Here is an 11917-nt window from a genome sequence, read left to right as displayed (position 1 = left end):
AGAGCGACGGCGATCCCCGGCGTCACCCCGCCCTCAGGCATTGAAGACCACCCGGCCCAGCTCGCCGAGGTCATACCCTCCCAGCGCCTCGGCGCGTTCGCGTAAGCGCGGCTCCCGGGCGAAGGCCAGCAGCCGCTGGATCGGCGGCTCGAAGTAGCTGCGCCGCCGCAGGGCCAGGTCGAAGGCCTCCTCGTGGAGCGGCACGAAGGCCAGCCCCTGGCGGCGCGCGGCCGCCTCGACGCCGAGCCCGGCATCGGCCTCGCCCTGGCGGATCGACAGGGCGAGGTCGTCCTCGGAAAGCGAGGGGTGGACGGCCAGGGTCAGGCGCTTGCCGTCGATTCCCTCCCGCGCCAGCAGCAGGCGCAGCAGGCGCGCCGCGCCCGCGTCGGGCTGGCGGTGGGCGACTCGTACCTCCGGCCGCGCCAGGTCGGCCAGCCGCCGGATGCCCAGGGGGTTGTCCGGCGCCAGCAGCAGCCCCTGGCGGCGGCGCGCCCAGCGGACCATCACCAGGTCGCGCATGCCGCCCAGGCCCAGCCTCGCCGGCTCGTTGTAGCGCCCGCTCTCCGGGTCCAGCAGGTGCAGGCCGGCCAGCATGGCATCGCCGTCCAGCAGCCGCCGCACGCCGTCGCCGCTGCCGTGGCAGAGCAGCGCCAGCCCCGAGCCGCTCTCGCGCACGGCCCACTCCAGCAGCGGGTCCTGGCTGCCCGCCAGGACGCTCGGCACGGGCCGGCGGCTCGCCTGGTCACCCTCCAGATGGCTCATCAGCCACAGGTCGAGGCTCTGCCGGGGAAACAGCAGCTTGCCGGTGACCCGCACGCAGGGGATCTCACCCTGGCGCACCAGGTCGTAGACCTTGCGCTCCTTGAGCCTCAGGTAGTCGGCTGCCTCGGCGGTGGTCAGGTAGGCGTGAGTCGGCAGGGACGTGCCTCGTTCCATGGATCTCTCCCTTCTCGGTGGGCTGGAGGCCTCGACACCAGCCTGGTCAATATCATGCACAAGACTGCATGAATTCCATCGTTGGATGCATCACGTCGCCTCAACGTACAAGATGCAACGAGATAACAGGAGAACACGATGCCCGCCGACGCCAACGCCTTCCAGACCGCCCTGGCCCTGATCCTGGGCATGGACCCGGTGCTGCTCGGCATCGTCGCGCTCTCCGTGCAGGTCTCGCTGAGCGCGGTGCTCATCGCCGCGCTGCTTGCCCTGCCGCTTGGCGCCGCGCTGGCGCTGTGGCGCTTCCCCGGCCGCGGCGCCATCGTGGTGGCACTCAATGCCCTGATGGGCCTGCCGCCCGTGGTAGCAGGTCTCACCGTCTATCTGCTGCTCTCCCGGGCGGGCCCGCTCGGCCAGTTCGGCCTGCTCTTCACCCCCACCGCCATGGTGGTGGCTCAGGTGATCCTGATCCTGCCGATCATCGCCGCCCTGACCCGCCAGCAGATCGAGGAGCTCCACCAGGAGTATCGCGAGCAGCTCACCTCGCTGGGACTCTCGCGCCTGCGCATGATCCCTACTCTGCTGTGGGATGCTCGCCTGGGACTGATCACGGTGGTGCTGGCGGGCTTCGGCCGCGCCAGCGCCGAGGTGGGGGCGGTGATGATCGTCGGCGGCAACATCGACGGCGTCACCCGGGTGATGACCACCGCCATCGTGCTGGAGACCAGCAAGGGCAACCTGCCGCTGGCGCTGGGCCTCGGCCTGGTGCTGCTGGGTCTGGTACTGCTGGTCAATGCCGCCGCCTATCTTGTCGGCGAAACGGCGCGGAGGCGACTGGGATGAACGACATGCCGAGACGCTTCGTGACCGAGGTCCCGGCCCTGGTGCTCGATGGAGTGGGCTTCACCCATCGTGGCCAGCGCCTGCTGGGTCCGCTGGACCTGCGGCTGGAGGGCTGCCGGCGCACCCTGGTGATGGGCCCCAACGGCGCCGGCAAGAGCCTGCTCATGCGTCTGGCCCATGGCCTGCTGACCAGCAGCTCGGGGCGGCTGCAGTGGGAAGGGCCAACGCCCCGTCAGGCGATGGTCTTCCAGCGCCCGGTGATGCTCAAGCGCTCGGCACTCGCCAACCTGACCTACGCGCTGGCGGTCAACGACATCCCGCGGACCCGGCGTCGGCTGCTGGCTCGCGAGGCCCTGGAACGTTTCGGCCTCGCCGCCCTCGAGAAGCGACCGGCACGGGTGCTCTCCGGCGGCGAGCAGCAGCGCCTGGCCCTGGCCCGCGCCTGGCTGACCCGCCCCGAGGTGCTGTTCCTGGACGAGCCCACCTCGGCACTGGACCCGGCGGCCATCAAGGCGGTAGAGGACGCGGTGCTGGAGTTCCACGCTGCCGGCACGCGCATCGTGATGAGCAGCCACGACCTCCATCAGGCCAGACGCCTGGCGGATGACGTGCTGTTCCTCAACGCCGGGCGACTGATCGAGTACACCGACGCCGCCACCTTCTTCACGGCCCCCTCCTCACGCGAGGCGAGGGCCTTCATCCGCGGGGAGCTGGTGCTCTAGCCCGGCTTTTCGCGCTATCGCGGCAACCCTCCCGACAATGACAAGGAAGCGACCATGCAACACAAGACACGCATCGCTCTGACCGCCATCGGCATCCTGGGCCTCTCGCTGACCGCCCAGGCCCAGGACGGGGAGCGCTACATCGTCCTGGCCTCCACCACCTCTACCGACAACTCGGGGCTGTTCGACGCCATCCTCCCGACCTTCACCGAGGCCACCGGCATCGAGGTGCGCGTCGTGGCCGTGGGCACCGGCCAGGCCTTCGAGATCGCCCGCCGCGGCGATGCCGACAGCCTGCTGGTCCACGACACCGCCGGTGAGGAACGCTTCGTCGAGGAGGGCTACGGCACCGAGCGGGCCGACGTGATGTACAACGACTTCGTGATCATCGGCCCCGATGGGGACCCCGCCGGCATCAGTGAGGCCGAGACCGTGGCCGAGGCCATGCGGCTGATCGCCGAGGCCGAGGCGGCGTTCGCCTCCCGCGGCGACGACAGTGGCACCCACCGCGCCGAGCAGCGGCTGTGGGAGGCCGCCGGCGTCGAACCGGGCGGCGCCTGGTACCGCGAGCTGGGCAGCGGCATGGGCCCGACGCTGAACACCGCCGCCGGCATGAACGCCTACGTGATGAGCGATCGCGCCACCTGGGTCGCCTTCGAGAACCCCCGGGAGCTCACCCTGCTCTTCGAGGGCGACGAGGCGCTCTTCAACCAGTACGGCAGCCTGCTGATCGACCCCGAGCGGCACCCCCACCTGAAGCATGACCTAGCCGAGCAGTGGCACGGCTGGCTGCTCTCCGCGGAGGGCCAGCAGGCCATCGCCGGGTTCACCGTCAACGGCCAGGCGCTGTTCTTCCCGAACGCCCATTCGGACTGAACCGGAGTTGACGGCGCCTCATCCGCAGACACGCCAGTGCCCGGCCAGGCCCGTTCACATCAGGCCGGGCCGGGCCATCGAGGGGTCGTGATCGGCTTTCGGGCCTATCGGGTATAGGTCTCGAGCTGAGCGGCAAACTCGCCGCGTAGCCGCGTCCACTCCATCTTGAACCAGGGCGTGAAGTGTTGCGGATGAGAGGCCAGCTCGGCATCGAGCCCTGCCGGGGATATCCAGCGCCAGTCGGCAATCTCCCGACGGTTGGGGCGTGGCTCCTCGTCACTGATCCCCAGGTAGACCCAGCAGAGCTCGTGCTCGGCTCCGCTGGAATCGTACTGGGCCTGATAGCGGAACTTGTAGAGGAAGGCGAGTTGCGCCTCGATGCCGACCTCCTGCCAGAGTCGCCGGTGAATCGCCTCCTCCATGGGCTCGCCTCGGCGTGGATGACTGCAGCAGCTGTTGGACCAGAAGAGCGACCACAGCCGCTTGCCTTCCGCCCGCTGCTGCAGAAGCAGCTCCCCCTGATGATTGAACACGAACAGCGAGAAGGCGCGATGCAGCACACCGCTTCCTTCGTGGCACCTGGCCTTGTCCAGATGACCCAGTTCCCGGTCCTCGTCGTCGACCAGGATCAGCTCCTCGTCATCGAAGGAAACGGTCTCGTCGCGCTCGGCTGAGCCTGTGTTGATCAAGGGGTCACCTCTCTGGCCATATCGCTGTCTACTCCTTGCCGTTGCCTGACCGAAGGCCAGGACATGCCGCGGGAAAGCCCTCACCACCGGAGAACTCGGAGGCCCATGCGCTCAGTGCCCCAGGCGGGTCCGAGAGCGGCCTGAGCGGCAGCCCCCGGGTCACACCGCCGAAGAGCAGCCTTAGCGCCCCATCATGACGCGCCACCAGGCGGGTACTCACGATGGCGGCCTTGACCGTGCGACGCGACACCTTGACCTCCCGCCCCGAGCCATAGGTCGGCCGCGCCGCTATACGCCGGAGGGTGAGCACGGCCAGGCCGATGGCCCACAGGCAGAACCGCCGGATCCCCGCTTCTTCCGCGGGAACCATCAGGGTGTAGCGAAAGGCATTGCGCAGATGGGCATGCGCGACGCCGACCAGGTAGCGCAATGCCGCGGCGAACGCCGGATCACCGCGTCCCGGCGCCAGGCTCGCCACGTCCACGCCGAGCGCTCGAAACTCCCGGCGCGGCAGCCAGCAGACGCCACGCTGCCGATCATCCCAGAGGTCCTTGAGGATATTGGTGAGCTGCAGACCCTCTCCGAACGACGGCGCCAGGGCCAGCATCTCGGCACGCTTCTCATTCATCTCGCCGGAGTGCTGGCAGAACAGCTCGGTGAGCATCTCGCCCACGACGCCTGCCACGTGATAGCAATAGCGGTCCACCTCGCCCAGGTCCGCCAGGCCCTCCAGGCTGGCGTTGTCCTGGTAATGGCTCATGCCCCGGCACATGATGCTCACGCACCTGACCAGCGCCTGCTGCTGGGGCGCATCGAGACTGTGGGTGCAGCGAACGACCAGTGGCGTGTTGGCCATCAACTCTCGCTCATCCGGCGACGTGGCCTGCGAGAGCAGCGGCGTGACCTGCCTGGCGAAACCCTGGGCCCTCTCCTCGCCTCTCAGCACCGCCAGAAACCGTTCATGCAGGAGGGTCTTCTGAACCGCGGAAAGCGCCGGTTCATCTTCCAGGGTGTCGGCAATACGGCAGAGCAGGTAGGCATTGGTCACGACCTTGCGCAGGTCGGCCGGGAGCTGGGGGATGGTGAAGGCAAAGGTGCGTGACACCCCGCCCAGGACCTTGCCCTGATAGGCCTCTGCCTCTGCAATTCCGGAAGCCGTCGAAAGGACCTGGGCCATGGCAGAACACCCATTCATGTGTGGCGGTTGACCGAGGCCGGTCAGCTCTCCCAGCGCGACGTGAAAGCAGTGAGGCAGGCTGGAAAGGCAGGCTATCACGCCTGCCTCGGGAGGGTAACGACGCCCAGCCAACGCCAACCGCCGCGCCAGGGGTCAGACCCTTGATTTCCCTTAAGGGTCTGACCCCCGGAGAGGAGGCACTGGAGCAGCGTCGAGCCGTCGCAGCAGGTCGTCGAGCTCGTTGCTCAGGAAACGTGGCTCCACGCAGTCGCCCAGGTGCCCCTCGGCGAAGCGCAGGAACCCCAGCGCCGCATGGGAGAGCCGCCGGTCGCGGCGCACGATGAACTGCCAGTGGCTCTCGATGGGCAGTCCCGCCACCGTCAGGATGGCGATATCGGAGTGCTCCGGTGGCAACACATGCTCGGAGAGCACGGCGAGGCCCATGCCCGCCGCCACGCCCACGCGGATCGCCTCGTTGCTGGCCATCTGCAGGGTCGGGCCCAGCGATAGCCCCTGCTCCTGCAGCCAGCTCTCGAAGAGCATGCGGGTGGCCGAGCCGGGCTCGCGCAGCAGGAAGCGCTCCCCCAGCAGCTCAGCCATGTCGATGCGCTCGCGACCGGCCAGGCGATGGCCCCGCGGGGCCACCGCCACCAGCGGGTTGCGCAGGAAGCGACCGGCCAGGGCGTGGGCAAGCGATGGCGGGTGGCTGAAGACGTAGAGGTCGTCCTCCTGGCGCTCGAAGCGCGTAAGCATCTGGCGGCGGTTGCCGATATGCACGGTGACGTCGACCTCGGGGAACGCCTGGCTGTAGGGGCCGAGCAGGCGAGGCAGCACGTACTGGGCGGTGTTGACCAGGGCGATGGAGAAGCGGCCCCGCTCGCCACCGCGCAGCGCGGCCAGGTAATCATCGAAGTCGGCGAAGCGCCCCAGCACCTCGCGGCTGGCGCGGTAGAGCTCGCCGCCCGCCTCGGTGGGCACCTGCCGCCCGTGGCGGCTCTCCAGCAGCGGCTCGCCCAGGGTATCCGCCAGGCGCTTCAGCTGCAGCGAGACGGTGGGCTGGGTCAGGTGGAGCTGTCGTGCCGCCTCGCTGATCGACCCGCTGCGGACCACCGCCACATAGACCTGCAGCAGCCGGAAGGTGAGGTGTCGAATGTTCATGGCGACCCCATGATATAGATGATTATCTATACTGCATCGCAATCAACACAATTGGTATCAATACCATCGGCTCCGCACAATCCCCGGCGTTCCCCTGACCCCGACGCGCGAGAGTCCCCATGCCCGATATCGTGGTGATGTTCTTCCTGCTCGGCCTGCTGGCCGGCGTGGTGAAGTCCGACCTGGCCATTCCCAAGGCCGCCTACGACACCCTGAGCCTGCTCCTGATGCTGACCATCGGCCTCAAGGGGGGCATGGCGCTCTACGGCAACCTGGGCTGGTCGCTGCTGCCCGAGCTGGTCGCCGTGGCAGCGCTGGGCGCCGTGATCCCGCTGGCCCTGATGCCGGTGCTGCGCAGGCTGGTGCGCCTCTCGCCCGCCGACAGCGCCAGCCTCGCCGCCCACTACGGTTCGGTCAGCGCCGGCACCTTCGCCGTGGCCCTGGCCTTCGCCGAGGGGCGCAACCTGCCGATCGGCGCCGAGGTCACCCTGTATCTGGTGATGATGGAGCTGCCGGCGATCATGGTGGCCATCGCCCTCTATCGCCGCTACAAGGGGGCCGAGCCCGGGGAAGCGATGCAGGGCATCTGGCACGAGACGCTGACCAACCGCGGGGTGATCCTGCTGGCCGGCGGCGCGGTGATCGGTGCCATGTACGGCCCCATGGAGGGCGCCAACGTCACCGATCTGCTCACCGGCGCCTTCCACGCCGTGCTCGCCCTCTTCCTGCTGCAGATGGGCCTCACCGCCGCCGAGACCCTGCGCCCCATCCCCTGGTACCACTGGCGCCTGCTGATCTTCGCCCTGGCCGCCCCGCCACTGCTGGCCCTGGCCGGCCTGGCCGTGGGACTGGCGCTGGGCCTGCCCGCCGGGTCGCTGCTGATCCTCACCGCACTCGCCGCCAGCGCCTCCTACATCGCCGCCCCGGCCGCCATGCGCACCGCCATTCCCCAGGCCAACATCGGGCTGGCGATGCTCGCCGCCCTGGGCTTCACCTTCCCCCTCAACGTGATCCTGGGCATCCCGGTCTACCACCAGCTGATCATCTGGCTGGCCGGGTAAGGCGCCAGGGGCAGCCTTCGCGGCTGCCCCTCTTGTCGGCATTCCTGGTACTCGTTCCTGTGACGAATTCCCGGTTCGGGCTCTCTGTCTTTCCTGGGCCTCCTGCCCCCGGGCTTGAGACATTCGTCTAAGCCGTCAACGGCTGCACTTTACGTTAACGTCAACCTCGCCTAGTCTTGTGCCAGCATCGAATTTCACCACCCGACAAGAACCGGAGCCCCGCCCATGCATACGCCCTTCAAGCCCCTCGACTTCGGCCTCGACGACGAACTGAACATGCTGCGCGACCAGGTGAACGCCTTCGCCCGCGACGAGATCGCCCCGCGCGCCGCCGAGATCGACGAAAAGAACGAGTTCCCCAACGATCTGTGGCAGAAGTTCGGCGACATGGGCCTGCTCGGCATCACCGTCTCCGAGGAGGATGGCGGCACCGGCATGGGCTACCTGGCGCACTGCATCGCCATGGAGGAGATCTCCCGGGCCAGCGCCTCCGTGGGGCTCTCCTACGGCGCCCACTCCAATCTCTGCGTCAACCAGCTCAAGATCAATGCCAGCCCGGAGCAGAAGGCCAAGTACCTGCCCAGGCTGATGAGCGGCGAGCACATCGGCGCCCTGGCCATGTCCGAGCCGGGCGCCGGCTCCGACGTGGTCTCCATGAAGCTGCGCGCCCGGAAGGATGGCGACAAGTACATCCTCAACGGCAACAAGATGTGGATCACCAACGGCCCCGACGCCCATGTGCTGGTGGTCTACGCCAAGACCGACCCCGACGCCGGCTCCAAGGGCATCACCGCCTTCATCATCGAGAAGGGCATGCCCGGTTTCACCACCGCCCAGAAGCTCGACAAGCTGGGCATGCGCGGCTCCAACACCTGCGAGCTGGTATTCCAGGACTGCGCGGTGCCGGAAGAGAACATCCTCGGCGAGCTGGGCAAGGGCGTGCGCGTGCTGATGAGTGGCCTCGACTACGAGCGCACCGTGCTGGCCGCCGGCCCCATCGGCATCATGCAGGCCGCCCTGGACATCGTGGTGCCCTACATCCACGAGCGTAAGCAGTTCGGCCAGTCCATCGGCGAATTCCAGCTGGTGCAGGGCAAGGTGGCCGACATGTACACCACCCTGAACGCCTGCCGCGCCTACCTCTACGCCGTGGCCGCCGGCTGCGACCGCGGCCAGACCTCCCGCAAGGACGCCGCCGGCGTGATCCTCTACTGCGCGGAGAAGGCCACCCAGGTCGCCCTGGACGCCATCCAGCTGCTCGGCGGCAACGGCTACATCAACGAGTACCCCACCGGCCGCCTGCTGCGCGACGCCAAGCTCTACGAGATCGGCGCCGGCACCAGCGAGATCCGCCGGATGCTGATCGGCCGCGAACTCTTCAACGAATCCAAGTAAGGGTAGGCCCATGGCAATCCTGCAGACCCAGATCAATCCGCGCAGCGACGGCTTCCAGACCAACGAGGCGACGATGCGCGCAGAGGTGCTGAAGCTGCGCGAGCTGACCGCCGCCATCGCCCAGGGCGGCGGCGAGAAGGCGCGCGTGCGCCACGAGTCCCGCGGCAAACTCTTCGTGCGCGACCGCATCGACCACCTGATCGACGAGGGCTCGCCCTTCCTCGAATTCTCGGCGCTGGCCGCCCATGAGGTCTACGACTCCGCGGTGCCCGCCGCCGGCGTGGTCACCGGCATCGGCCGCGTCAGTGGCGTGGAGTGCGTGATCGTCGCCAACGACGCCACCGTCAAGGGCGGTACCTACTTCCCGCTCACGGTGCGCAAGCACATCCGCGCCCAGGAGATCGCCCGCAAGCACCGCCTGCCCTGCATCTACCTGGTCGACTCCGGCGGCGCCTTCCTGCCCCGCCAGGACGAGGTCTTCCCGGACCGCGACCACTTCGGCCGCATCTTCTACAACCAGGCGACGCTGTCCGCCGAGGGCATCCCGCAGATCGCCGTGGTCATGGGCTCCTGCACCGCCGGCGGCGCCTACGTGCCGGCCATGGCCGACGAGTCGATCATCGTCCGCGAGCAGGGCACCATCTTCCTGGGCGGCCCGCCCCTGGTGAAGGCCGCCACCGGCGAGAGCATCAGCGCCGAGGACCTGGGCGGCGCCGATGTCCACACCAAGAAGAGCGGCGTGGCCGACCACTACGCCGAGAACGACGCCCACGCCCTGCAGCTGTGTCGCGCCTGCATCTCGCGGCTCAACTGGCAGAAGCGCGGCCAGCTCAAGATGCAGGAACCCAGGCCGCCCAAGCTCGACCCCAGCGAGATCTACGGCATCGTCGGCACCGACCTCAAGAAGCCCTACGACGTGCGCGAGGTGATCGCCCGCATCGTCGACGACTCCGACTTCGACGAGTTCAAGCGCTACTACGGCGACACCCTGGTCACCGGCTTCGCCCATATCCACGGCTACCCGGTGGGCATCGTGGCCAACAACGGCGTGCTCTTCTCCGAGTCCGCGGTCAAGGGTGCCCACTTCATCGAACTCTGCGCGCAGAGGAAGATCCCGCTGATCTTCCTGCAGAACATCACCGGCTTCATGGTGGGTTCGAAGTACGAGCACGAGGGCATCGCCAAGCACGGCGCCAAGCTGGTCACCGCGGTGGCCTGCGCCCGCGTGCCCAAGTTCACCGTGCTGATCGGCGGCAGCTTCGGCGCCGGCAACTACGGCATGTGCGGCCGCGCCTACGATCCCAACCTGCTGTTTATGTGGCCGAATGCCAGAATTTCCGTCATGGGGGGTGAACAAGCCGCCGGCGTGCTGGCCCAGGTCAAGCGCGAGCAGATCGAGCGCGAAGGCCGCGAGTGGACGAAGGAGGAGGAAGAGGCCTTCAAGCAGCCCACCCGCGAGCAGTACGAGCACCAGGGCCACCCCTACTACGCCAGTGCGCGGCTGTGGGACGACGGCGTCATCGACCCGGCCCAGACCCGCGACGTGCTGGGCCTGTCGCTGGCCGCGGCCATGAATGCCGAGGTCGAAGAGACCAAGTTCGGCGTGTTCCGCATGTAAGGAAGGATCTCCCCCATGGCAACGCAACAGACCTTCTCCCGGCTGGAACTGGATGACCGCGGCATCGCCTGGCTCACGCTGGAGCGCCCCGAGGTCCACAACGCCTTCGACGACAGCCTGATCGCCGAGCTCAACGCCCACCTGGAGCGGCTGCATGAGGCCGCCCACCACGGCGAGGTGCGCGCGGTGGTGCTGGGCTCCGAGGGCAAGAGCTTCTCCGCCGGGGCCGACCTCGGCTGGATGAAGCGCATGGTCGACTACGACTTCGACGGCAACCTGGCCGACTCGCGCAAGCTCTCCGGCCTGATGCACGGCCTCGATACCCTGCCCTGCCCCACCCTCTGCCGCGTGCAGGGGGCCGCCTTCGGCGGCGCCGTGGGCCTGGCCGCCTGCTGCGACCTGGTCGTCGCCTCCGACAAGGCGAAGTTCTGCCTCTCCGAGGTGAAGATCGGCCTCTCGCCGGCGGTGATCAGCCCCTACGTGCAGCGCGCCATCGGCTCGCGCCAGATGCGCCGCTACGCGCTCACCGCCGAGGTCATGGACGCCCCCACCGCCCTGGCGCTGGGGCTGGTCCACCAGGTGGTGGAGCACGACGCCCTGGACGCCGCCGTGCAGGCCATGCTCGATGTGGTCCTGGCCGGCTCGCCCCAGGCCCAGCGCGCCACCAAGGCGCTGCTGGCCGAAGTGGCCCGAGCCCCCGACAGCAAGGCCACCCGCGAGCACACCTGCCGGGTGATCAGCGAGCTGCGCGTCAGCGCCGAGGGCCAGGAGGGCCTGGCCAGCTTCTTCGAGAAGCGCCGCCCCGACTGGAACTCACCCGCCGATCAACAACAGGCCGACGTCAGCCACAACAACCGTGCCGCGGAGCCCCGCTCATGACCTCTGAAGTGAAGAAGTTCGATACCCTGCTGGTCGCCAACCGCGGCGAGATCGCCTGCCGGGTGATGCGCACCGCACGCGCCATGGGCCTGCGCACCGTGGCCGTCTATTCCGATGCCGACGCCAACGCCCGCCACGTGCGCGAGGCCGACGAGGCCGTGCGCCTGGGCCCCGCCGCCGCCCGCGAGAGCTACCTCAAGGTCGAGGCGGTGATCGAGGCGGCGCGGCGCACCGGCGCCGGCGCCATCCACCCCGGCTACGGCTTCCTCTCCGAGAACGGCGCCTTCGTGGAGGCCCTGCAGCAGGCCGGCATCACCTTCGTCGGCCCGCCCGCCTCCGCCATCGCCGCCATGGGCGACAAGTCCGCCGCCAAGGAGCGCATGTCCCACGCCGGCGTGCCGCTGGTGCCGGGCTACCACGGCGACGACCAGGATGACGCCCTGCTCAAGACCGAGGCCGACAAGATCGGCTACCCGGTGCTGCTCAAGGCCAGCGCCGGCGGCGGCGGCAAGGGCATGCGCGTGGTGGAATCCGCCGCGGGATTCCAGGCCGCCCTGGACGGA

At 68.7% G+C, this 11917-nt stretch carries 12 protein-coding genes; 8 read left to right on the top strand and 4 right to left on the bottom strand.

What is annotated here, in order from left to right:
- Positions 1 to 33: 33 nt before the first annotated feature.
- On the bottom strand, positions 34 to 936 hold the full coding sequence (locus IBX53_RS05725; protein ID WP_290906698.1) for a helix-turn-helix transcriptional regulator: 903 nt from the start codon (positions 934 to 936) through the stop codon (positions 34 to 36).
- A 138-nt stretch (positions 937 to 1074) separates the two neighbouring features.
- Here IBX53_RS05725 and IBX53_RS05720 point away from each other — a divergent pair, with 138 nt between their 5' ends.
- From IBX53_RS05720 to IBX53_RS05710, 3 genes are read left to right on the top strand one after another with little or no spacing between them, the layout of a single operon-like run.
- Positions 1075 to 1779, top strand: a complete 705-nt coding sequence (locus tag IBX53_RS05720; RefSeq protein WP_290906696.1) for an ABC transporter permease — start codon at positions 1075 to 1077, stop codon at positions 1777 to 1779.
- Positions 1776 to 2501 carry an ATP-binding cassette domain-containing protein gene (locus IBX53_RS05715; protein ID WP_290906694.1) on the top strand — a complete coding sequence of 242 codons (726 nt, stop codon included), beginning with the start codon at positions 1776 to 1778 and terminating at the stop codon, positions 2499 to 2501. Before IBX53_RS05720 ends, IBX53_RS05715 begins: the two co-directional genes overlap by 4 nt.
- Positions 2502 to 2555: 54 nt before the next feature.
- On the top strand, positions 2556 to 3377 hold the full coding sequence (locus IBX53_RS05710; RefSeq protein ID WP_290906692.1) for a substrate-binding domain-containing protein: 822 nt from the start codon (positions 2556 to 2558) through the stop codon (positions 3375 to 3377).
- A gap of 104 nt (positions 3378 to 3481) precedes the next feature.
- Here the strand turns inward: IBX53_RS05710 and idi are convergent, their stop codons facing one another.
- From idi to IBX53_RS05695, 3 genes are all read right to left on the bottom strand, one after another.
- Positions 3482 to 4066: an isopentenyl-diphosphate Delta-isomerase gene (idi, locus tag IBX53_RS05705; protein WP_290906691.1), complete on the bottom strand. Its 585-nt coding sequence runs from the start codon at positions 4064 to 4066 to the stop codon at positions 3482 to 3484.
- Between the two features lie 28 nt (positions 4067 to 4094).
- Positions 4095 to 5243 carry a phytoene/squalene synthase family protein gene (locus tag IBX53_RS05700; RefSeq protein WP_290906690.1) on the bottom strand — a complete coding sequence of 383 codons (1149 nt, stop codon included), beginning with the start codon at positions 5241 to 5243 and terminating at the stop codon, positions 4095 to 4097.
- Between the two features lie 171 nt (positions 5244 to 5414).
- Positions 5415 to 6401 carry a LysR family transcriptional regulator gene (locus IBX53_RS05695; RefSeq protein WP_290906688.1) on the bottom strand — a complete coding sequence of 329 codons (987 nt, stop codon included), beginning with the start codon at positions 6399 to 6401 and terminating at the stop codon, positions 5415 to 5417.
- A 119-nt stretch (positions 6402 to 6520) separates the two neighbouring features.
- Here IBX53_RS05695 and IBX53_RS05690 point away from each other — a divergent pair, with 119 nt between their 5' ends.
- The 5 genes from IBX53_RS05690 to IBX53_RS05670 form a co-directional block, all read left to right on the top strand.
- Complete coding sequence (locus IBX53_RS05690) at positions 6521 to 7462, top strand: sodium-dependent bicarbonate transport family permease (protein WP_290906687.1); 942 nt, start codon at positions 6521 to 6523, stop codon at positions 7460 to 7462.
- A 225-nt stretch (positions 7463 to 7687) separates the two neighbouring features.
- The gene (locus tag IBX53_RS05685; RefSeq protein ID WP_290906685.1) at positions 7688 to 8857 is read left to right on the top strand and encodes an isovaleryl-CoA dehydrogenase; all 1170 of its coding nucleotides are present in this window, start codon (positions 7688 to 7690) and stop codon (positions 8855 to 8857) included.
- Positions 8858 to 8867: 10 nt separating this feature from the next.
- Positions 8868 to 10475 (top strand): carboxyl transferase domain-containing protein, encoded by a 1608-nt coding sequence (locus tag IBX53_RS05680; protein WP_290906683.1) that lies wholly within the window; start codon positions 8868 to 8870, stop codon positions 10473 to 10475.
- Positions 10476 to 10490: 15 nt separating this feature from the next.
- Positions 10491 to 11354: an enoyl-CoA hydratase-related protein gene (locus tag IBX53_RS05675; protein ID WP_290906681.1), complete on the top strand. Its 864-nt coding sequence runs from the start codon at positions 10491 to 10493 to the stop codon at positions 11352 to 11354.
- On the top strand, positions 11351 to 11917 hold a 567-nt coding region (locus IBX53_RS05670), incomplete at its 3' end, for a biotin carboxylase N-terminal domain-containing protein (protein ID WP_290906679.1). The genes IBX53_RS05675 and IBX53_RS05670, both read left to right, overlap by 4 nt.

Origin of the sequence: Halomonas sp., from assembly GCF_014859505.1 — a bacterium.
In the GTDB taxonomy this organism is placed as follows: Bacteria; Pseudomonadota; Gammaproteobacteria; order Pseudomonadales; family Halomonadaceae; genus Halomonas.
This window is presented reverse-complemented; position numbering and strand designations above follow the sequence as displayed.